21 protein-coding genes are annotated in these 21312 nt (G+C 70.4%); 6 read left to right on the forward strand and 15 right to left on the reverse strand.

The genetic code is table 11. The annotated features are described in order from the left end of the window. Positions 1-214: 214 nt before the first annotated feature. Both ACGFWE_RS33340 and ACGFWE_RS33345 read left to right on the forward strand, forming a co-directional pair. Positions 215-886 (forward strand): TrkA family potassium uptake protein, encoded by a 672-nt coding sequence (locus tag ACGFWE_RS33340; RefSeq protein ID WP_352382230.1) that lies wholly within the window; start codon positions 215-217, stop codon positions 884-886. Continuing rightward, positions 886-1560: a TrkA family potassium uptake protein gene (locus ACGFWE_RS33345; RefSeq protein ID WP_352382232.1), complete on the forward strand. Its 675-nt coding sequence runs from the start codon at positions 886-888 to the stop codon at positions 1558-1560. Before ACGFWE_RS33340 ends, ACGFWE_RS33345 begins: the two co-directional genes overlap by 1 nt. Before the next feature lie 100 nt (positions 1561-1660). On the opposite strand, the gene ACGFWE_RS33350 is transcribed toward ACGFWE_RS33345, so the two are convergent. From ACGFWE_RS33350 to ACGFWE_RS33390, 9 genes are all read right to left on the reverse strand, one after another. Continuing rightward, positions 1661-2425 carry a DUF3159 domain-containing protein gene (locus tag ACGFWE_RS33350; protein WP_393603773.1) on the reverse strand — a complete coding sequence of 255 codons (765 nt, stop codon included), beginning with the start codon at positions 2423-2425 and terminating at the stop codon, positions 1661-1663. A gap of 3 nt (positions 2426-2428) precedes the next feature. Then, on the reverse strand, positions 2429-2827 hold the full coding sequence (locus ACGFWE_RS33355; RefSeq protein ID WP_037710883.1) for an OB-fold nucleic acid binding domain-containing protein: 399 nt from the start codon (positions 2825-2827) through the stop codon (positions 2429-2431). Positions 2828-2873: 46 nt separating this feature from the next. Further along, positions 2874-3557 (reverse strand): response regulator, encoded by a 684-nt coding sequence (locus ACGFWE_RS33360; protein ID WP_352382236.1) that lies wholly within the window; start codon positions 3555-3557, stop codon positions 2874-2876. Beyond that, positions 3554-6175, reverse strand: a complete 2622-nt coding sequence (locus ACGFWE_RS33365) for an ATP-binding protein (protein WP_393603776.1) — start codon at positions 6173-6175, stop codon at positions 3554-3556. The genes ACGFWE_RS33360 and ACGFWE_RS33365 overlap by 4 nt, the downstream gene beginning before the upstream one ends. A 1319-nt stretch (positions 6176-7494) precedes the next feature. After that, positions 7495-8187, reverse strand: coding sequence for an ABC transporter ATP-binding protein (locus ACGFWE_RS33370; protein WP_393603778.1), 693 nt, complete (start codon positions 8185-8187; stop codon positions 7495-7497). Positions 8188-8284: 97 nt separating this feature from the next. Continuing rightward, entirely contained in the window at positions 8285-9451 is a 1167-nt protein-coding gene (locus ACGFWE_RS33375; protein ID WP_393603780.1) for an alginate lyase family protein, read from the reverse strand. A gap of 158 nt (positions 9452-9609) precedes the next feature. Next, positions 9610-10368, reverse strand: a complete 759-nt coding sequence (locus ACGFWE_RS33380) for a DUF3710 domain-containing protein (RefSeq protein ID WP_352382246.1) — start codon at positions 10366-10368, stop codon at positions 9610-9612. Between the two features lies 1 nt (position 10369). Then, the gene (dut, locus tag ACGFWE_RS33385) at positions 10370-10921 is read right to left on the reverse strand and encodes a dUTP diphosphatase (protein WP_393603782.1); all 552 of its coding nucleotides are present in this window, start codon (positions 10919-10921) and stop codon (positions 10370-10372) included. After that, the gene (locus ACGFWE_RS33390; RefSeq protein WP_352382250.1) at positions 10918-11502 is read right to left on the reverse strand and encodes a PaaI family thioesterase; all 585 of its coding nucleotides are present in this window, start codon (positions 11500-11502) and stop codon (positions 10918-10920) included. Before ACGFWE_RS33390 ends, dut begins: the two co-directional genes overlap by 4 nt. Before the next feature lie 113 nt (positions 11503-11615). On the opposite strand from ACGFWE_RS33390, the gene ACGFWE_RS33395 reads away from it, so the two are divergent. Then, entirely contained in the window at positions 11616-12080 is a 465-nt protein-coding gene (locus ACGFWE_RS33395; RefSeq protein ID WP_352382252.1) for a DUF3093 domain-containing protein, read from the forward strand. A 63-nt stretch (positions 12081-12143) separates the two neighbouring features. On the opposite strand, the gene ACGFWE_RS33400 is transcribed toward ACGFWE_RS33395, so the two are convergent. The 4 genes from ACGFWE_RS33400 to ACGFWE_RS33415 form a co-directional block, all read right to left on the reverse strand. Further along, positions 12144-13040 (reverse strand): hypothetical protein, encoded by an 897-nt coding sequence (locus ACGFWE_RS33400; RefSeq protein ID WP_352382254.1) that lies wholly within the window; start codon positions 13038-13040, stop codon positions 12144-12146. Positions 13041-13053: 13 nt separating this feature from the next. Further along, a complete protein-coding gene (locus ACGFWE_RS33405) occupies positions 13054-13350 on the reverse strand; it encodes a DUF4193 domain-containing protein (protein WP_005481602.1) in 297 nt (98 codons plus the stop codon). A gap of 405 nt (positions 13351-13755) precedes the next feature. Beyond that, positions 13756-14991 (reverse strand): HAMP domain-containing sensor histidine kinase, encoded by a 1236-nt coding sequence (locus tag ACGFWE_RS33410; protein WP_352382256.1) that lies wholly within the window; start codon positions 14989-14991, stop codon positions 13756-13758. Positions 14992-14997: 6 nt separating this feature from the next. Next, positions 14998-15651, reverse strand: coding sequence for a response regulator transcription factor (locus tag ACGFWE_RS33415; protein ID WP_352382258.1), 654 nt, complete (start codon positions 15649-15651; stop codon positions 14998-15000). Between the two features lie 413 nt (positions 15652-16064). Here ACGFWE_RS33415 and ACGFWE_RS33420 point away from each other — a divergent pair, with 413 nt between their 5' ends. Beyond that, a complete protein-coding gene (locus ACGFWE_RS33420; RefSeq protein WP_352382260.1) occupies positions 16065-16229 on the forward strand; it encodes a hypothetical protein in 165 nt (54 codons plus the stop codon). Positions 16230-16340: 111 nt separating this feature from the next. Here ACGFWE_RS33420 and ACGFWE_RS33425 read toward each other — a convergent pair whose 3' ends face one another. After that, positions 16341-17156: an inositol monophosphatase family protein gene (locus ACGFWE_RS33425; protein WP_393603786.1), complete on the reverse strand. Its 816-nt coding sequence runs from the start codon at positions 17154-17156 to the stop codon at positions 16341-16343. 8 nt (positions 17157-17164) lie between these two features. Further along, positions 17165-18292 carry a ferrochelatase gene (locus ACGFWE_RS33430; RefSeq protein WP_352382264.1) on the reverse strand — a complete coding sequence of 376 codons (1128 nt, stop codon included), beginning with the start codon at positions 18290-18292 and terminating at the stop codon, positions 17165-17167. Between the two features lie 168 nt (positions 18293-18460). On the opposite strand from ACGFWE_RS33430, the gene ACGFWE_RS33435 reads away from it, so the two are divergent. Further along, positions 18461-19699 carry an MFS transporter gene (locus ACGFWE_RS33435; protein ID WP_352382266.1) on the forward strand — a complete coding sequence of 413 codons (1239 nt, stop codon included), beginning with the start codon at positions 18461-18463 and terminating at the stop codon, positions 19697-19699. After that, positions 19659-20978 (forward strand): D-arabinono-1,4-lactone oxidase, encoded by a 1320-nt coding sequence (locus tag ACGFWE_RS33440; protein WP_352382267.1) that lies wholly within the window; start codon positions 19659-19661, stop codon positions 20976-20978. The genes ACGFWE_RS33435 and ACGFWE_RS33440 overlap by 41 nt, the downstream gene beginning before the upstream one ends. Positions 20979-21312 lie beyond the last annotated feature (334 nt).

A 21312-nucleotide genomic window follows, 5' to 3' on the forward strand; every position in this document is an offset into this window, starting at 1 on the left:
CACGACCGCAGAGCTGATCGGCGCCGCGGCAGCCCTCGTCGGCCTCGGGATCCTGACGCTCGCGAGCGTCCGCAGCATCAGCCGCCGCTGACCGGCCCGAAGTCGGGGCAACCGTGCACAGGGGTGCCGTCGTCCTACGCCCGTGTGTAGCTTGGGCGTCGGTCTGAGACCCTGATGTGGCTGAGCAGTACTTATTGACACCGGAAGGACGGTCGTGCACATCGTCATCATGGGCTGCGGGAGAGTGGGTTCCGCTCTCGCCCAGGCCCTGGAGCAACAGGGGCACACGGTCGCCGTGATCGACCAGGACCCCACCGCCTTCCGACGACTGGGCTCCGGTTTCGGCGGTCGCCGTGTCACCGGGGTCGGTTTCGACCAGGACACCCTGCGCGAGGCGGGCATCGAGGAGGCCGGCGCCTTCGCCGCGGTCTCCAGCGGCGACAACTCCAACATCATCGCCGCGCGCGTGGCCCGCGAGATGTTCGGCATCGAGAACGTCGCTGCCCGCATCTACGACCCCCGGCGCGCCGAGGTCTACCAGCGCCTGGGCATCCCGACGGTGGCCACGGTCCGCTGGACGGCGGACCAGATGCTGCGCCGGCTGCTGCCCTCGGGCGCGGAGCCGTTGTGGCGTGATCCCACCGGTGGGGTCCAGCTGGCCGAGGTGCACGCCTCGACCGCCTGGGTCGGCCACAAGATCAGCAGGATGCAGGAGGAGACGGGCGTCCGCGTGGCGTTCCTGACCCGCCTCGGCGAGGCCATACTGCCCACCTCGCAGACGGTGCTGCAGGAGGGCGACCTCGTCCACGTGATGATGCGCACGGACGACATCGAGAAGGTCGAGGCGTCCTTCGCCGAGGGCCCCGAAGAGGAGGGCGGTCACTGATGAGGGTCGCCATTGCCGGTGCCGGTGCGGTCGGCCGCTCGATCGCGGGCGAACTGCTGGAGAACGGCCACGAGGTCCTTCTCATCGACAAGGCGCCGACCGCCATCTCGGTCGAGCGCGTACCGCAGGCGGAGTGGCTGCTCGCCGACGCCTGTGAGATCACCTCCCTCGACGAGGCCGCGCTCCAGCGCTGCAACGTCGTGATCGCCGCGACGGGCGACGACAAGGTCAACCTGGTCGTCTCCCTGCTGGCGAAGACGGAGTACGGCGTCCCGCGGGTCGTCGCCCGGGTGAACAACCCGAAGAACGAGTGGCTGTTCAACGAGTCCTGGGGCGTGGACGTCGCCGTCTCCACCCCGCGCCTGATGTCCGCCCTGGTCGAGGAGGCGGTGAGCGTCGGCGACCTGGTCCGCCTGCTCCGCTTCAGCCACGGCGACGCGAACCTTGTCGAGCTGACCCTGCCCGAGGAGTCGGCCCTGGCCGGCACGACGGTCGGCGACGTGGAGTGGCCCGAGGACACCTCCTTGGTCACCATCATCCGCGGCACCCGCGTGCTCACCCCGTCCCGGGAGGACTCCCTGGAGGCCGGCGACGAACTCCTGTTCGTGGCCGCCCAGGCCCGCGAGGAACAGCTGGAGGACCTGCTGTCGGTCCGCCGCGAAGAAGCCTCTTAGGAAGCCACTTGGGCGGTACGACGGCGGAGGGCGCCCTGCACACGCAGGGCGCCCTCCGCCGTCGTAGAAGAAGTGCCGGCAGTATCGGCAGTACCGCGATCTACGCCTCGCGCCGGTGCCGTCCGCCCGCGGCCTCCGTGTCCCCGTGCTCCGCGGCCTCGGCCGCCTTGCGCTCCTCCTCGGCCTTCTCCTCGGCCTCCATCTCCGCGAACACGTCGATCGGAGCCGGCGCCTTCGCGAGGAAGACCCAGGTGAGCCACACGGCGAGCAGGAAGGGCGGGATCTTGAGGGCGACCAGGACCCAGCCGAGCTGCGCGGTGTCGGCCCACCAGTACAGCGGGAAGAGGATCGCGCACTTGGCGAGCAGGATGCCGCCCCAGGCGTAACTGGCCTTGGAGTACGCCTTCTTGCGACCGGGGTTGCGGGTCCGCCAGGAGAGGTTCTCCTTGAAGACCGGGCCGAGGATGAGCCCCATCAGCGGCACACCCGCGAGCGTGGTGATGATGTACGCCAGCCCCAGGCCCAGGGTGTACAGCATGCCCGGGAGATAGAAGTTCTTGGCGTTGCCCGTCATCATCGCGAAGACGACACCGAAGGCGACGCCGAAGACACCGCTGAAGGCGTGCTTGACGGTGTCCCGCATGACCAGACGGACCACGACCAGCAGCAGTGACACCGCGAGCGCGGCGATCGCCGACAGGTGCAGGTCCTTGTTGATGGTGAAGATCGTGACGAAGAGCAGGCCCGGCAGGACCGTCTCGACCATGCCCCGGACGCCGCCGAACGCCTCGAACAGGGCGGCCTCGGTCACCGCCCGTGCGTCGTCGGCCTGAGTGTCTTCGGTCGGCTTGTCGAGAGACGTCACCGGCTACTCCCGTCCCACGGGTCGGAGTTCGTATTTCGGATTGAACAGCACCCGGCGGCCCCGGCTCATCGAGATCCGCCCGGAGGCGATCAGCTTGCGCCCCGGTTCTATCCCGACGATGGACCGCCGGCCGAGCCACACCACGTCCAGGGCGGCGGAGCCGTCGAACAGCTCGGCCTCCAGGGCCGGGACGCCCGCGCGCGGACGCAGGGTGACCGTGCGCAAGGTACCAGTAACGGTCACGATCTGGCGGTCGTGGCAGTCGCCTATCCGAGTGCAGCCTGCGGTCTCGGTGTCCTCCCGCAGCTCCTCGGACTCCAGGTCCTCCTGAGACGAGGAGAGCCGGTCGAGCATGCGCCGGAACCGGCCCACCGGCTTCTCGGAACGCGGAACAGCACTCATATCCGAAAGCGTACCGGGGTGCGCCGACAGCGTTGTACCCGCAGCACTAGCGTTCGAACCGGTATCCCATCCCCGGTTCCGTGACGAAGTGCTTGGGATGCGAGGGGTCCGCCTCCAACTTCCGCCGCAGCTGGGCCATGTAGACCCGCAGGTAGTTCGTCTCCGTCCCGTACGACGGCCCCCAGACCTCCTGGAGGAGCTGCTTCTGGCCGACGAGCCGGCCGGTGTTGCGGACCAGCACCTCCAGCAGGTGCCACTCGGTGGGGGTGAGACGTACGTCTCGGCCGTGCCTCTGGACCTTCTTGGCGGCCAGGTCGACGGTGAACTCGTCGGTCTCCACCAGGACCTCGTCCTCGCCGCCCCCAGTGGGCTCGGCGCGGCGCACGGCGGCCCTGAGGCGGGCGAGCAACTCGTCCATGCCGAAGGGCTTGGTGACGTAGTCGTCGGCGCCCGCGTCCAGCGCCTCGACCTTCTCGTCGGAGGAGTGCCGGGCGGACAGCACGAGGATCGGCACCCGGGTCCAGCCACGCAGTCCCCGGATCACCTCGACGCCGTCCATGTCGGGCAGGCCCAGGTCGAGGACGACCACGTCGGGGTGGCGGGCGGCGGCGAGCCGGAGCGCGGTGGCGCCGTCGTGCGCCGCGTCGACCTCGTACTTGCGCGCCCTGAGGTTGATCACGAGGGCCCGCACGATCTGCGGCTCGTCGTCGATGACCAGCACTCTGGTCATGTGGCCTGCCTTTCGGTTTCTGCCGCTGCTTCTGCTTCTGCCGCTGCCGTTGCCTCTGCCTCTGCCTCTGCCTCTGCCTCTGCCTCTGCCTCTGCGAAGGGGTCCACGAGGAGCTCCGCGTGTGTGTGCTCCGCGCGGAGCGTCAGCACCATGGTGAGGCCGCCCCCGGGTGTGTCCTCGGCGTTGAGGGTGCCGTTCATGGCCTCCGCGAAACCCCGGGCCACCGCGAGCCCGAGCCCCACCCCCGCGCCGCGCGGGGCGTCGCCGCAGCGCTGGAAGGGCGCGAAGATGCGCTCCTTGGCCTCGTCGGGGACGCCGGGGCCGCGATCCACGACCCGTACCTCGACCCGGTCGGCGATGGCGCTGGCGGAGACCCGGACGGGGTGGCCGGGTGGGCTGTACTTGACGGCGTTCTCGACCAGGTTGGCCACCGACCGCTCCAGCAGCCCCGGGTCGACGGCGACCATCGGCAAAGTCTCCGGCACGTCCATTTCCACGCTCCCGTCGGGCACCCCGCCGAGCGCCATCGGCACCACCTCGTCGAGGTCGATCTCCCGGATGATCGCGGTGACCGTGCCGGTCTGCAGGCGGGACATGTCGAGCAGGTTGCCCACGAGATGGTCCAGCCGGTCGGCGCCCTCCTCGATGCCCTCCAGGAGCGCTGCCTGGTCCTCCTCGGACCACGCCACGTCATCGGACCTGAGCGACGAGACGGCCGCCTTGATGGCGGCGAGCGGGGTCCGCAGATCGTGCGAGACGGCCGCCAGCAGCGCCGTACGGATGCGGTTGCCCTCGGCCAGTGTGCGGGCCTGGTCGGCCTCCTCCTGGAGCCTGCGGCGGTCCAGGACGACGGCGGCCTGGGCGGCGAAGGCCGCGAGCACCCGGCGGTCCTCGGCGGGCAGCACCCGGCCGGTGAGCGCGAGCGCCATGTGGTCCCCCACCGGCATGTCGACGTCGGCGTCCTCCGGCCGCTCGACGGGCGGTCCGAGCCCCGCCCGGCCGGCGCAGGTCCACGGCTCGACGTCGCCCGCCCGTTCCAGCAGGGCCGCCGACTCCATGCCGAAGGTCTCCCGGACGCGCTCCAGGAGTTCCTCCAGGCGGGTCTCGCCGCGCAGCACGTTGCCGGCGAGGAAGGACAGGATCTCCGACTCGGCGCGCAACCGGGCGGCCTGGTGGGTGCGGCGGGCGGCGAGGTCGACCACGGAGGCCACCGAGATGCCGACGCCCACGAAGATCACGATGGCGACGATGTTCTTCGGGTCGGCGATGGTCCAGCGGTGCAGGGGCGGTGTGTAGAAGTAGTTCAGCAGCAGCGAGCCGAGCGCGGCCGACGCGAGCGCGGGGAAGAGTCCGCCGAGCAGGGCCGCCGCGACCACGACCGCCAGGAACAGCAGCATGTCGTTGGCGAGCCCGAGGTCGACGGTGGTGAGCAGGATCGTCAGGAACGCCGGGCCGGCCAGACCGACCAGCCAGCCCCACAGGATCCGGGCCCGCCCCAGCCGGGCGCTGCGGGCGACGGGCAGCCCGCGCCCCTTGGCGACCTCGTCGTGGGTGACGATGTGCACGTCCAGGTCGGGCCCGGACTCACGGGCCACGGTCGCGCCGACGCCGGGTCCGAAGACGTACTGCCAGGTCTTGCGGCGGGAGGAACCGAGGACGATCTGGGTGGCGTTGACCCCGCGCGCGAAGTCGAGCAGCGCGGCCGGTATGTCGTCGCCGACGACATGGTGAAAGGTTCCTCCAAGGTCTTCCACGAGGGTCCTCTGGACTGCGAGTTCCTTGGGCGAGGCGGAGGTCAGACCGTCGCTGCGGGCTATGTAGACGGCGAGCACCTCGCCGCCGGCGCCCTTCTCCGCGAGGCGCGCGGCCCGCCTTATGAGCGTCCGCCCCTCCGGCCCGCCGGTCAGCCCGACGACGATCCGCTCCCTGGATCCCCAGATCCTGGAGACCTGGTGATCGTTGCGGTACTGCTTGAGGTACTCGTCGACCCGGTCGGCCACCCACAGCAGCGCGAGCTCCCGCAGGGCCGTCAGATTGCCCGGCCGGAAGTAGTTGGAGAGCGCCGCGTCGACCTTGTCCGGCTGGTAGATGTTGCCGTGCGCCATGCGACGCCTGAGCGCCTGGGGCGACATGTCGACAAGCTCGATCTGGTCGGCCCGGCGTACGAACTCGTCGGGCACGGTCTCCTGCTGCCGGACCCCGGTGATCGACTCGACCACGTCTCCGAGCGACTCCAGGTGCTGGATGTTCACGGTCGAGACCACGTCGATCCCGGCCGCGAGCAGTTCCTCCACGTCCTGCCAGCGCTTGGCGTTGCGCGAGCCCGGGATGTTGGTGTGGGCGAGTTCGTCCACCAGGGCGACGGCGGGGGCGCGGCGCAGGAGGGCATCGACATCCATCTCGCCGAAGACGGAGTCCCGGTAGGCGATCTCCCTGCGCGGAGTCGCTTCCAGCCCGTGCAGCATCACCTCGGTGCGCGGCCGCCCGTGGTGCTCCACGAAACCCACGACACAGTCGGTACCCCGCTCGATCCTGCGGTGCGCCTCGGACAGCATCGCGTACGTCTTGCCGACGCCCGGTGCCGCACCGAGATAGATCCGAAGCCTGCCGCGTCCCATGGGTCCATTGTCTTCCGGTCAACACTGCCTACGCAGCGTCGACCTTACGGCCGCCGATCCGGGCGGAGGGGGCGGGAGGGGGCTCGGGGGTGGTCTTTGACGCAACTCTGACGCGGGGGGAGCTACGAGGTCTCGGGGTCGGACTGGGCAGTTCTGGCCTCGCGGGGGGCGGGGACGGGGGCGGCAACCCGTGGGCTTACGGCGAGGGCCGGGGGCGGGGCTCTGCAGCGCTGGGCTCCTGGGGGCCGGGGCGCATGGTTATGGGGGCGTGGTTACGGGGGGCCGGAGACGGTGATTCCCTGGTTCGCGGCGCGCGCCGACGGGACGGACTCGACAACCCGGCCTCGCAGAGGGGCCGGGAGGCGGGGACGTGGTGACGGGGGCCTTGGGGGCTGGCTCGCGCCTACGGCGGCACCGGCACCGGCAACGCGGGCCGCCCCGGCCCCTTCACCGCCGTACGCATCCTGGACGGCACGTCGGTGGGGACGGTGCCCTGCCACAGCTGCGGTCACCGCGAAGCCGGTCACCTCGGTCTGCCCGTAACCGCGGCCCATGCCTCCGCCCGCGAGGCCGGCCACGACCTGTCCCACCTGCGGGCGAGCGTCACCGCAGCTCTGGCATCGCGGAGGGCCAGGGACGGCACTCCCCAGGTCTCGCGACACTCGCCCGGGGGACATACTCGGCAACCTGGCCTCGGGAGGCGGGGACGGGCTCAGCAGCCCCTGGCCCGTCGAGACGGAACCCTGAAACCCGGCTCGGCGATCCAGGACGTCGGGGTGGGGGCCCAGGACAGGCGGCGACCCGGCCCCGGAGCGGAAGGCCAGGAGGAGGCTCCTGCCCGCCGTGAGGCGCCCTTGGAATTCGGCTCGGTGATCCAGGACGTCGTGACGCGGGCCCCCGAAACCGGCTGCCAGCCCCGGCCATCGGCACGCGGGCCCCGGAGACCAGCCGGTGGCCCCGGACGCATGGTTCACCCGGCGCCTCGACAGCGACCGGCGATCACTGGTGGTCCCGGCCACGCGGCCGGCCCCGGCACCCTTGACGCCGGCCCGGAGGTCCCCCGCAGCACACTCCGCAGCCTTCCCGGGCCGGAGCTGCACCCCAGTTCGGCGGAGCCCAGCGCTCGCACACGCCCCGTAACCCTTCACGGCCACACCGGCCCGGGGCCACCCAGTCCGCACCCACACCGCCATAGGCCGAAGCACCCCTCGCGGCGAGCCCCCGGACCGACCGACTGAGCCCCCTCGCAACCACTGCGCACGCCGCTCCCACCCGGCCACCCCAACCAACCAACCAAGGGACCGCCCCCGAGCACCCCCTCAGCGCCCCACGATCTCCCCGTCCCCCAACTCCAGCACCCGGTCCGCCAGGTCCAGCAGGGTCGCGTCGTGCGTGGCCACCAGTGCCGTGACGTTCTCGCTGCGTACGACGGCCCGCATCAGCTCCATCACGGCGTGACCGGTCTCCGCGTCCAGTTGGCCGGTCGGCTCGTCGGCGACGAGGAGGGCGGGGTTGTTGGCGAGGGCGCGGGCGATGGCGACCCGTTGCTGCTGGCCCCCGGAGAGCTCACCGGGCCGCTGCTTCGCGTGGTCCGCGAGGCCGACCAGGGCCAGCAGCAGCTCGACGCGCTCCTCACGCGCGCGTGCGTCCATCCGCCGCAGCCGCATCGGCACACCGACGTTCTCGGCGGCGGTGAGGATCGGGATGAGCCCGAAGGACTGGAACACGAAGCCGATCCGGTCCCGGCGCAGGGCCAGCAGCCCATCCTCGTCCAGCCCGGCGACGTCCACCCCGTCGAGCACGACCCGCCCCCGGTCGGGTCGGTCGAGCCCGCCGACGATGTTGAGGAGCGTGGTCTTCCCGGAGCCCGAGCGCCCCTTGAGCGCGACCAGCTCACCGCGCGGCACCTCGAAGGAGACCCCGCGCAACGCGTGCACCGCGGCGGCCCCCTCGCCGAACGACCTGTGGATGTCCTCGACCCGCACCATGGTCTCGGTGACCACCTGAGTCATGCGTCCTCCCCCGTGAAACCCCGTGAACCCGTGAAACCCCGTGAACGTGTGAAACCGGGCGCCAGTATCACCGCCCGGCGCCCGGCCTTCAACGGTTTCAGTTCGGGTTGTCCCCGTGGGTGAGAGTCTCCCAGGCCACGAAGAGGTTGTTGCTGCCCGCCGGACGGTTCCGCTCCGTCAGCGCCTGCGTGTTGGTCATGCCCATGCCAAGCCGATTGTGCAGCGCGTTGTACCCGACCTCGGTGACCGGCCCGAACCCGAGCTTCAGCGACCCACCGCACAGCCAGCTCGGCACGGCCGTCCCCAGTTCGTACTTCGCCTGGAACCCCAGCGCCTGCCGCAGCCGCTCGCCCACATCCGTGCCGTACAGGTCCTGCCCCTGGATCCGGCTCGTCTCGGCGACGTGCGAGATCGCGGAGATGCCGTACCCGGTGTGCGTGAGGTCCCGGCAGGTCTCCTGGGTGAGCCCGGTGACGAAGGTGGACTGCCCCTGCCAGTAACTGACGATCTTCTCTCGGGTGTCGAGGTTCTGGCTCGGTACGGTCTTCGGCAGTTCACCGTCGGAGGCGAGGTAGACATAGGCCGCGGTACGGGTGCGGAACTTCGCCATGGCCTTGTCGTACGACGTCTTGTCCTCCAGGAAGACCGAGATGCCGACGGCCGCCTCCGTCATCGACAGCTCCCAGTTGCCGTTGGAGTTCGAGCCGTTGATGATCTCGGGCAGGTAGACGTTGCGCAGCATGGTCGCGAAGCGCCCGGAGTTCGCCCAACTCCCGTTGTACGTGTACTTGATGATCTCGGCGGCCCGGGGCCACGAGGAGCCGGCCCAGCCGGTCTGGAGGGGCGCGTTGCTGTTGGTGTGGTCGGTGATCACGGCCGACCAGGCGTCCATGAGCTGGATGGCCTTCTTGGCGTACCGCTCGTCCCGGGTGATGTACCAGGCGAGGGCGTCGGTGTAGGCGGCGATCGCGTCCTCGCGCTCGTCGGTGCAGCCGTAGTTGGGGTTCGAGTACGACCCGCACTCGACGATCGCGCGCGGCTTGGGCGTGCGGTTCAGATCGGCGTACTTGCTCGCCAGCATCGCGTCGAAGGCACCCTTCCAGGGCTGGGCACCCGCGTTCACCTTGCTGCGGGCGAAGTCCAACTGCCCCTGGGAGACGGTGACTCCGGGATGGACGAAGGTGGCGGGCGCGGCATCGGCGGGCACGGCGAGAGCACCGGCGGCGAGGGCCGCGACAGCGGTCAGGAGAGCGGTTCTGCGCATAGGTGGGGGGCCTTCCGTTCTCGTATATGAACGCCAAGCGCCTTTATGAACAGACGCGTTGAGCCGAGAAGGTAGGTACAGACCAATCCGCCGTCAAGGTCCCGCGCACGAAAAAGGGCCGCACCCCCTGACGGGGTACGGCCCTCGATGTCGTACGGCTACCGGACCTCGGTAATCTCCGGTCCGCGCTGGAGCTGGCCCATGCCGCCGGAGAAACGGGAGCCCTCGTCCTGCTGCTGAATGCCCTCGGGGACCATCTGGGCGTCGTTCGGCAGCTTGAGGACGATCGGGTCGCGGGGCGCCATCGGACCCTCGCCGCGGACCACGACCGTGTCCCGGAAGATCTGCTCCAGGAGCCCGGCCGCCTGCGGCTGCACCGCGCCCTGCCCCGAGATCACCCCGCGCAGGAACCAGCGCGGTCCGTCCACACCCACGAACCGCACGACCTGGAAGCCGCCCGTGCCGTCCGGCAGCTGCACCGGCACCTGGGCCCGCAGTTCCCAGCCCAGCGGACCCTCGACCTCGTCGACGATGCCGCCCTGCTGGGTGATGCCGGAACCGATCTCCTCGCGCACCTCGCCCCAGATGCCCTCGCGCTTGGGAGCGGCGAAGGCCTGGAGCTGGATGGCGCTGTCGCGCAGCACGACGGTGGCCGCGACGATCGCGTCGCCCGCGACCTCGACCCGCAGCTCCATGCCGTCGACACCCGGTACGAACAGACCGCCCAGGTCCACGCGGCCCTCAGCGGGGTCGCGGACCTCGGTGTCGTCCCAGGGCCCGTCGGGACGCGGCTCCGGCTCCAGCCGTACGCGCTCGCGCTCTACGTCGTCCGCCTCAGTGCCGACGCTGTCGACGACCTGCTCGGCCTCGCCGGCCGCGTCCTCGGCGGCACCCTTCTTGTTGCGACGTCCGAACACGTCACTGTCCTTCCCGGTCGGATACGACCGATGCGTATCGATTCCCACCCGTTGTGCCGCCCACGGCGGCCTCAGCGTCTGTATCGCCCCCGTCGCCCACGGCGGCGTGACCGCCGGTGGACCCGAAGCCCCCCTCGGCCCGCGCCGAGTCGGGAAGCTCCGCGACCTCCTGGAAGCGGACCCTCTCGACCTGCTGGACGACGAGTTGAGCAATCCGGTCGAAACGCTCGAACCGCACCGACTCGTGCGGGTCGAGGTTCACCACGATCACCTTGATCTCCCCACGGTACCCGGCATCAACCGTCCCCGGGGCATTCACGAGAGCGACACCGCAGCGGGCGGCGAGACCGGATCGTGGGTGCACGAAGGCCGCGTACCCCTCCGGCAGCGCCACAGACACCCCGGTGGGCAGTACGGCCCGCTCCCCGGGCTTCAGTTCACGGCTCTCGGTGGTCCGCAGATCGGCCCCCGCGTCACCGGGGTGCGCGTACGACGGAAGCGGTACGTCGGGGTCGACGCGCCGGATCAGCACGTTCAGGGGGTCACGGCTCACGGGTTCACCTCGAAGGCACGGGCACGCCGGATCTGGTCCGGGTCGTCCATGGCGGCCCGGATCTCCTCCGGGCGGCCGTTGTCGATGAAGTGGTCGACCTTGACCTCGATGAACAGGGCGTCGGCACGGACCGCGACGGGCCCCTCGGGGCCGCCGATCCGGCCGGTCGCGGTCGAGTAGATCTTCCGCCCGGCCACCGCGGTCACCTCGGCCTCCAGGTACAGCACCGTGCCGACCGGCACCGGCCGGACGAAGTCGGTCTCCAGCCGTCCGGTCACGGCGATCGTGCGCAGCAGCCAGTTGAGCGAGCCCAGGGTCTCGTCGAGGGCGGTCGCGAGCACACCGCCGTGCGCGAGTCCCGGGGCGCCCTGATGGGCGGGGCGCACGGTGAACTCGGCGGTGACCGAGACCCCCTCGCCGGCCCGCGCCGCCAGGTGCAGCCCGTGCGGCTGCTCGCCGCCACAGCCGAAACACTGGCCGTAGTGCGCACCGAGCAGCTCACCGGGCGCGGGAGCGTCCGGGTGGCGCACAGGTCGCGCCGCGTCGGCGGGAGGCTTCAGAGCCGGGGAAGTACCACTCACAGGCGCAGACCTTACCCGCCCGCCCGTCTCCCACCGCCACCCTGCCTGACGGCCCTTCGCGCCGACTCCCCCTGACATCGGCTGTGCCCGGACACCGTGCCAAGCTTGGTTCCATGCAGCCCTCCGCCGCCCCGTACGACGAACGCCTCACCGCCCCCCGCTCCTGGTGGCTGATCTCCCTCCTGGTCGGCGTCGCCTTCGCGCTGATCCTGCTCCCCTTCGGGACGCTTCCGCTGCTCGGCGGCCTGGTCGGCGGCACCGCCGCGGCGGCGATCTGCGCCAGCTCCTACGGCTCGCTGCGCATCCGCGTCGTGGGGGACTCCCTGATCGCGGGCGAGGCGAAGATCCCGGTGTCGGCGCTGGGCGAGACGGAGATCCTGGACCCGGAGGAGGCCCGGGCCTGGCGGACCTACAAGGCCGACACCCGGGCCTTTCTGCTGCTGCGCTCCTACATCCCCAGGGCGCTGAAGGTGGAGGTCACCGATCCGGACGACCCGACGCCGTATCTCTACCTGTCGACGCGCGAGCCGGAGCGGCTGGCCGAGGCGCTGAAGACGGCCCGCACGGCCGCCGCCTAGCACGTTCGTGCAGGGCTTCACCCGACCGCAGGGACAGTGAGGCCCGGACTTCTCACGGAAGTCTTACGTCTCCAGCTCCAGTGGGTCGGCCGGGATCTCGAGCGCCGGCAGCGCGGGGAGTTCGTCCCAGGCCACCTGGACCTTGCGCAGATCCTTGCGGATCCGCTCCGCGAGCTTTCTGGTGTCCCTGCGGTTCATGACCGCCCCGACGGCCGCGCCGACCAGGAACGGCATGAGGTTCGGCAGGTCGCGGATCATCCGCTTCATGATCTGCTGCCGCAGCTGCTGCTTCATCGGGCTGTTGAGCGCGCCGCTCACCGTCGACGGCTTCTTCACGTCGATCCCGCGCTCTCCCGACCAGGAGTTCAGATACGCGGTGCTGCGCTCCTTGAGGTTCCCGGGCGGCCGTACGCCGTAGACCTCGTGGAGTTCGGCGATCAGCTTCAGCTCGATCGCGGCCACGCCGGTGATCTCGGCGGCCAGTTCGGTCGGCATCGCGGGCGGGACGGGGAGCATCGCCGCCGCACCGATCCCCGCTCCGACCGTCGCCGTGGCGCTCGCGGCGCCCGCGACGAGCTTGTCCGCGAGCTGCTCGGGTCCAAGGCCGGGGAACTGGCGGCGGAGGGTCGCGAGGTCCCGTACGGGGATACGCGGGGCGTTCTCGATGATGCGGTCCGTGAGGTACGCCAGGCCCGCCCTGGCCCGGCTACCGCCCTTGCGGACCCCTTCCCGGGCCCTGTCCCGGATCGCCGACACCCGTCGTCGCGCGACGGGCGCGGGCGTCCTGGTCGAATCGGTGGGCGCCGGGAGGTCGGCCCGGTCGGCCACCGGTTCGAGCGAGGCTCCCGGACCGGAAGAGCCCCGCTCGTCGTCACGCGCGTGATGGGGGCCGTCGGACGGCCCCTGCTCCGCTCCCTGCCGGGGAGAGCGGCGCTTCCAAGGAGGGGTCGAGCCAGTCATGCCCGACCCGCCCTCAGTCGCAGTCGCGGCAGATCGGCTGGCCGTTCTTCTCCCGGGCCAGCTGGCTGCGGTGGTGCACCAGGAAGCAGCTCATGCAAGTGAACTCGTCCTGCTGCTTGGGCAGTACCCGGACGGCCAGCTCTTCGTTCGAGAGGTCCGCTCCGGGCAGTTCCAGGCCTTCGGCGGCCTCGAACTCGTCGACGTCCACTGCGGACGTCGACTTGTCGTTCCTACGCGCCTTGAGCTCTTCAAGGCTGTCCGAGTCGACGTCGTCGTCGGTCTTGCGCGGGGTGTCGTAATCCGTTGCCATGTCGCTCTCCCCCTCTGGGTGTCTGCGGTGTCTCCAGCGCACGTAACGCGTGAGAGGCCGGACTTGTGCCCGACCCGAGGCGGAGATTTTGCCTCACATCAAGGTCTGTTACTCAATCGACACCCAACCGGACCCCTCTTGAGTGATCGGGTTGGATGGCGATCGGGACCGTACACGGTCCGAATCCCGCACTTCAAAGGCGTCTCACCGTGTACTTCCCGTGATCAGGACCCCTGAAAACCCGGATGTTCCCGGCTTTCCGACAGGGTGCATGATCACGGAGAGTGGATGGCGGGAAATTCTCCCTTGTGATCGATCACACAGGGGGTGGTCCTCCAGGTGCCCAGAAAATTCCGCGCAAAGCGAACATCCCTGTATGTCGGTCTCGGTGCGGGGGCCATGGTCTCAGACAGGCAGGGTGACTCGCATCACCAGCCCACCTCCTTCGCGCGGCTGAGCGGTGATGTGCCCGCCGTGCGCCCGTGCCACGGACCGCACGATGGACAGGCCCAGACCGACGCCCTTGTCGCTGCCGGTGCGGTCGGCGCCGCGCAGCCGCTTGAAGGGCTCGAAGAGGTTGTCGACCTCGTACGCCGGCACCACGGGGCCCGTGTTGGACACCGTGAGCACAGCGTGGCCGTGCTGGACCTCCGTGGTCACCTCGACCCAGCCGTCCTCCGGCACGTTGTAGCGCACCGCGTTCTGCACCAGGTTCAGGGCGATGCGCTCCAGCAGGACACCGTTGCCCTGGACGACCGCCGACTTCTGCTCGCCACGGATCGCCACGCCCTTGGCCTCCGCCTCGCCATGCATCTGGTCGACCGCCTGCTCGGCGACCTCGGCGAGGTCCACGGGCTTGCGCTCGACGATCTGGTTGTCGCTGCGGGCGAGCAGCAGCAGGCCCTCCACGAGCTGTTCACTGCGCTCGTTGGTGGCCAGCAGCGTCTTGCCCAGCTGTTGCAGCTCCACCGGTGCCCCGGGATCCGACAGGTGCACCTCCAGGAGCGTGCGGTTGATCGCCAGCGGGGTCCGCAGTTCGTGCGAGGCGTTGCCGACGAAGCGCTGCTGGGCCGTGAAGGCCCGTTCCAGTCGCTCCAGCATGTCGTCGAAGGTGTCGGCCAGTTCCTTGATCTCGTCGTCCGGGCCCTCCAGCTCGATCCGGCGGGACAGGTCCGAGCCGGCCACCGCGCGCGCGGTGCGCAGGATCCGGCCGAGGGGCGACAGGACGCGTCCCGCCATGGCATAGCCGAAGGCGAAGGCGATGATCGCCAGACCGAGCAGGGCCAGCAGCGAGCGGCTGAGGAGGTCGTCCAGGGCGTGCTGGCGCTGGGCGTTGACGCAGCTTTCCATGGCCTTGTTCATGACGTCGGCCGGGACGTCCGTGGGCAGGTTGCAGGTGTCGCTGGCGACCTTGCCCACAGTGATCGTGAAGGGCAGCCGGCTACCCACGTTCAGTGCCTGGGCGGCGATCAGGTAGATGATCGACAGCAGCAGGATGCCGGCGATCAGGAACATGCCGCCGTACAGCAGCGTGAGCCTTATGCGGATGGTCGGGCGCAGCCACGGCAGCGGCGGCGCCGGTCGCCTGGGGTCCCACGTGGGCTTCGGAGGGGCCTGGGGAGGAGCGGGAGTCGAGGCCACGGGTTATCAGATCCGGTAGCCGGAGCCGGGGACGGTGACGATCACTGCGGGTTCACCCAGCTTGCGGCGCAGGGTCATGACGGTCACCCGCACGACGTTGGTGAAGGGGTCGGTGTTCTCGTCCCAGGCCTTCTCCAGGAGCTGCTCCGCGGAGACGACGGCGCCCTCGGAGCGCATCAGCACCTCCAGGACAGCGAACTCCTTGGGGGCGAGCTGGACCTCCTTGCCGTCGCGGAAGACCTCGCGGCGGTTGGGGTCGAGCTTGATCCCGGCGCGCTCCAGGACCGGCGGCAGCGGGACGCTGGTGCGGCGGCCGAGGGCACGCACGCGTGCCGTCAGCTCGCTGAACGCGAAGGGCTTGGGGAGGTAGTCGTCGGCGCCGATCTCCAGACCCTCGACGCGGTCGCTGACGTCACCGGAGGCCGTGAGCATCAGCACGCGCGTGGGCATGCCGAGTTCGACGATCCTGCGGCAGACGTCGTCGCCGTGGACCAGGGGGAGGTCCCGGTCGAGGACGACCACGTCGTAGTCGTTGACGCCGATGCGCTCCAGGGCGGCCGCACCGTCGTACACGACGTCGACGGCCATGGCCTCCCGGCGCAGTCCGGTGGCCACCGCATCGGCGAGCAGCTGCTCGTCCTCGACGACGAGTACGCGCACGTCGCTTGTCCTTCCTGTGTCCACCCGCGTAGCGCGCTTCGGGCACGCGCGGGCAGGGGTTCGGTGAGTGTCGGCCTCCATCCTGCCCTTTTCGGCCATAAGTCGGCTGTAAGGCGGGTGAGGGCCAACTGAAAGACGGGTGTGAGAGCGGGAATGCGGGATTTTCTCGCGGGGTTGAGGTTTCCGTCGAAGGGAGCGGGGGGAGGACGGCTTTACACCCCGCGATCACGCTCTGCATGTGCCGTACCACCATGCGGCACGGCGCTGTCCGCTTCCGCAGAGCGGGCGTGGGTGTCCGGCACCGTCGCCGCCCGGCCTGGGCTGCGCTGGGCACCCGCAAGAGACGTGATCGCCCCTTCCGAACGGCACACCCCCGTGCCACCGACCCACGACCCAGGACGAGGGGGCGCAGCATGGACGCATTCACCGCAGGACTTCTGCAGCGCATAAGGGCGACCGAGACGGATCTGACGCGTGCTCTCGACGAGGGCGACGACTTCCTCGTCGAGGTGGAGCAGGGTGAGCTCGACGACCTGCGCCGCCTCGCCGCCGAACACGGTGTGGAGGTCAGCGTCTAGCGTCTGATCGGCTTCCCGGCACGACAGCGGGCCCCCGGCGAATCCAGCGCCGGGGGCCCGCTGCGTCGGTGTCCGGGCCTGTTCACCTCGTGTTCGCCCGGAGTCTGCCGGTCAGTCGTGCCAGGCGCCGAAGTCCTCCAGGAGCTGCTGGAGAGGCTCGAAGACTCCCGGGGTGCCGGCGACGGTGAGGCCGGGGTTCGGGCGCTCTCCGGGGCGGCCGCCGGTCAGGACGCCCGCTTCCCGGGCGATGAGGTCGCCCGCCCCGTAGTCCCAAGCGTTCAGGCCCCGCTCGTAGTAGCCGTCCAGGCGGCCCGCGGCCAGGTCGCAGAGGTCGACCGCCGCCGAGCCGCCACGGCGGATGTCCCGCAGGAGGGGGATCAGTTTTCGGACCACCTCGGCCTGGTGGACGCGGACCTCGGTGACGTAGTTGAAGCCCGTCGACACCAGGGCCTGCTCCAGGGGCGGCGCCGGGCGGCACGCCAGCCTGCGCTCGCCCTCCCACGCGCCCGTGGCCCAGGCGCCCTCGCCGCGGACCGCGTGGTACGTCTCCGCGCGCATCGGGACCGCGACGACCCCGACGACGGTCTCTCCGTCCTGCTCGGCCGCGATGGAGACGGACCAAGTGGGCAGCCCGTAGAGGTAGTTGACCGTACCGTCGAGCGGGTCGATGACCCAGCGGACGCCGCTGGTGCCCTCGGTGGCGGCGCCCTCCTCGCCGAGGAAGCCGTCGTGCGGGCGGTGCTCGGAGATCAGGTCCGTGATCAGCTTCTCCGCCGCGATGTCCATCTCGGTCACCACGTCGATGGGACTGGACTTGGTCCTGGCGACCGCGAGGTCGGCCGGACGGCCGTCCCGCAGCAGGGTGCCGGCGCTGCGGGCGGCCTCCTGGGCCAGCCGCAGCAGTTCCGCGTGCAGGGGGTCGGTCACGGGGCTCCTCACGCGTACGGGCTGTCGACGCCCGCGGCGGCGGGCTTGGGGGCGCGGGCGGGGCAGCAGCCGACCGGGCAGACGTTGTGGCCGGACCCGAGCGCGCCGAGGGCGCAGGGTGTGACGTCCTGTCCGCGCTCGACGGCGGCACGCTCCAGGACCAGGTCGCGGACGGCGGCGGCGAAGCGGGGGTCGTCGCCGACGGTCGCCGAGCGGCGCATCGGCAGGCCGAGCTCCTCGGCCTTGGCCTTCGCCTCCGTGTCGAGGTCGTAGAGGACCTCCATGTGGTCGGAGACGAAACCGATGGGCGCGATCACCACGGCGGGGACGCCGGACGCGTGGCGCTCCTCCAGGTGGTCGCAGATGTCGGGCTCCAGCCACGGGATGTGCGGGGCGCCGGAACGCGACTGGTAGACGAGCTGCCAGGGGTGGTCGACGCCGGTGCGCTCACGGACGGCGTCCGCGATCAGCCGCGAGACCTCCAGGTGCTGCGCGACGTACGCGCCGCCCTCGCCATGGCCCTCGACCGGTCCTGAGGTGTCCGCGGACGCGGTCGGGATCGAGTGGGTCGAGAAGGCGATGTGGGCGCCGTCGCGGACGTCCTCGGGGAGCTCGGCGAGGGACGCGATCACCCCGTCGACCATGGGCTCCAGGAACCCGGGGTGGTTGAAGTAGTGCCGCAACTTGTCGATCTTCGGCAGCTCCAGGCCCTCGGCCTCGAGGGCCGCCAGCGACTCGGCGAGGTTCTCGCGGTACTGGCGGCAGCCCGAGTAGGAGGCGTAGGCACTGGTGGCGAGGACCAGGATGCGGCGATGGCCGTCGGCGACCATCTCGCGCAGGGTGTCCGTGAGGTAGGGCGCCCAGTTGCGGTTGCCCCAGTAGATCGGCAGGCCCAGGCCGTGATCCGCGAAGTCCTTGCGCAGGGCGTCCAGCAGGGCGCGGTTCTGGTCGTTGATGGGGCTGACCCCGCCGAACAGGAAGTAGTGCTGACCGACTTCCTTCAGGCGTTCCTTGGGGATGCCACGCCCGCGCGTCACGTTCTCCAGGAACGGGACCACGTCGTCCGGGCCCTCGGGGCCGCCGAACGAGAGCAGGAGCAGGGCGTCGTAGGGGGTGGCGTCGAGCGCGTCTCGCATGGGTCGATCCTGTCATCCGGTACTGACAGCCGGGAAACGGCGGGGTGACCAGCCGGGTTCCCGCCGCCCGGCCAGGTGCGCGGGGGTCCCTCACCAGTAAGCTGTATGAGGCGCCTTCGCGCCTTACCCACCCCACGAGCCGCCGCTCACCGGCCGACCGGAGACCCTGTGCCCAGCCCTTACCGCGCCCTGTTCGCCGCCCCCGGCTCCAGGGGTTTCTCCGCCGCGGGCTTCGTCGGCCGGATGCCGCTGTCGATGATGGGCATCGGCGTGGTCACGATGATCTCCCAGCTCACCGGCAGGTACGGTCTCGCGGGCTCGCTGTCCGCGACCATCGCCCTGGCCGCCGCCGCGATCGGTCCGCAGGTCTCCCGGCTGGTGGACCTGCACGGCCAGCGGCGGGTACTGCGCCCGGCGACCCTCGTCGCGCTGGCGGCGTCCGCCGGGATGCTGCTCGCGGCACACTTCGAGTGGCCGGACTGGGTGCTGTTCGTGTGTGCCGTCGGCATCGGCTCGGTGCCGAGCCTCGGCGCGATGATCCGCGCGCGGTGGGCGGCCGTGTACCGCGGCACCCCGCAGCTGCACACCGCGTACTCCTTCGAGTCCGTCGTCGACGAGGTCTGCTTCATCTTCGGACCGATCATCTCCATCGGGCTGTCCACGGCCTGGTTCCCCGAGGCGGGTCCGCTGCTCGCCGCCTGCTTCCTGGCGGTCGGTGTCTTCTGGCTGACCGCGCAGCGGGCCACCGAGCCGGCTCCGCACCCGCGTGAGCAGGACGGCGGCCGTTCGGCGCTGCGTGCGCCGGGCCTGCAGGTCCTGGTGGCCACCTTCGTGGCGACCGGGGCGATCTTCGGGGCGGTGGACGTGGTCACCGTGGCCTTCGCCGACGAGCAGGGCCACAAGGGCGCCGCCAGCCTCGTGCTCGCCCTCTACGCGGCGGGGTCCTGTGTCGCGGGCCTCGTCTTCGGGCTGTTGCACTTCCCGGGCAGGCCCGAACCTCGCTGGCTGCTGGGCATATGCGCCATGGCCGTGAGTATGATCCCCCTCCTACTGGTCGGAAACTTGCCGTTTCTGGCCGTGGCGCTGTTCGTTGCGGGCCTGTCCATCGCTCCCACGATGATCACGACGATGTCCCTGATCGAACAGCACGTACCACGCGCGCAACTGACCGAGGGCATGACCTGGATCAGTACCGGGCTCGCGGTCGGGGTCGCACTCGGCTCCTCTGTGGCCGGCTGGGTGATCGACGCGGCCGGTGCGCGCGCCGGGTACGGGGTTCCGGCGGTGTCCGGGGCCGTCGCGGTCGCGGTCGGTTTCCTCGGGTACCGCCGGCTCAAGAGGCCGGCTCCACGTCGGGGAGGCAGCGTTGAGCACGGCAGCGAGCGCGAGGAACGGCACGTGGCGTAACTGGGGCGGCAATGTCGCGGCGCGCCCCGCGCGGGAGGTCACGCCCGCCTCGGTCGACGAGCTGGCCGCTGCCGTGCGGAAGGCCGCCGAGGACGGTCTCAAGGTGAAGGCCGTCGGCACCGGGCACTCCTTCACCTCGATCGCCGCGACCGACGGTGTGTTGATACGCCCTCAACTGTTGACCGGTATACGCAACATTGACCGGGACGCCATGACGGTCACCGTGGAGGCCGGTACGCCGCTCAAGAGGCTCAACGTGGCTCTCGCGCGTGAGGGCCTGTCGCTAACCAACATGGGCGACATCATGGAGCAGACGGTCTCCGGAGCCACCAGCACCGGCACCCACGGCACGGGCCGCGAGTCGGGCTCGATCGCCGCCCAGATCAGGGGACTCGAACTGGTCACGGCCGACGGCTCGGTGCTCTCCTGCTCCGAGAAGGAGAACCCCGAGGTCTTCGCGGCCGCCCGGATCGGTCTGGGCGCGCTCGGCATCGTCACCGCGATCACCTTCGCCGTCGAGCCGATCTTCCTGCTCACGGCTCGCGAGGAGCCGATGAGTTTCGACAAGGTCACCAGCGCCTTCGACGAACTCTGGGCCGAGAACGAGCACTTCGAGTTCTACTGGTTCCCGCACACCGGCTCCACCAACACCAAGCGCAACAACCGCAGCGCGGGTCCGGAGAAGCCGGTGCCGCAGCTGCAGGGCTGGTTCGAGGACGAGTTCCTCTCCAACGGCGTCTTCCAGGTGGCCCAGTGGGTCGGCCGCGCGGCGCCGGGCACGATCCCCTCGATCGCGCGCATCTCCAGCAAGGCGCTGTCCGCGCGGACGTACACCGACATCCCGTACAAGGTCTTCACATCGCCCCGCAGGGTGCGGTTCGTGGAGATGGAGTACGCCGTCCCGCGCGAGGCCGTCGTGGAGACGCTGCGCGAACTGAGGACGATGGTCGAGCGGTCCGCCCTCAGGGTCAGCTTCCCGGTGGAGGTGCGCACCGCGCCCGCCGACGACATCACACTGTCCACCGCCTCGGGCCGCGACAGCGCCTACATCGCCGTCCACATGGTCAAGGGGACGCCGTACCAGGCGTACTTCACGGCTGCGGAGCGGATCTTCACGGCGCACGAGGGGCGCCCGCACTGGGGCAAGGTGCACACGCGCGACGCCGAGTACTTCGCGCGCGTCTACCCGCGCTTCGGCGAGTTCACCGCGCTCCGGGACCGCCTCGATCCCGACCGGCGGTTCCAGAACGACTATCTGCGCAGGGTGTTGGGGGCATAGCCGGGCGATCGCCGGACATATGCACGAAGGCAATAGTTCCGTTTCTGGCGATTCCGTGAACTACGCCACGTCCAAGATCGCAAGAACTGCTCAACGAACGGCCGGACAGGGTTTCTTGAACGAAGTCGAGTGGCGCGCCAATCCACGCAGGTGGCCCAAATGGAGTACTGTTGCGAGCCCTGGGTCAGGTCTCCCGCCAGGACGTCCGTGGCCTTCAAGGGCGGCCGGGAGGGGGCCAGTTGCACAGGGTGACGGAGTTGGTCACTTAGCGTTGCGAATAGGTAACCGTGCCATAACGGCGATCCAGGGCCCTGGCCCGACACGCCGGGCAACT

The sequence above is a fragment of the Streptomyces sp. NPDC048523 genome (genome assembly GCF_043199815.1).
Classification (GTDB): domain Bacteria; phylum Actinomycetota; class Actinomycetes; order Streptomycetales; family Streptomycetaceae; genus Streptomyces.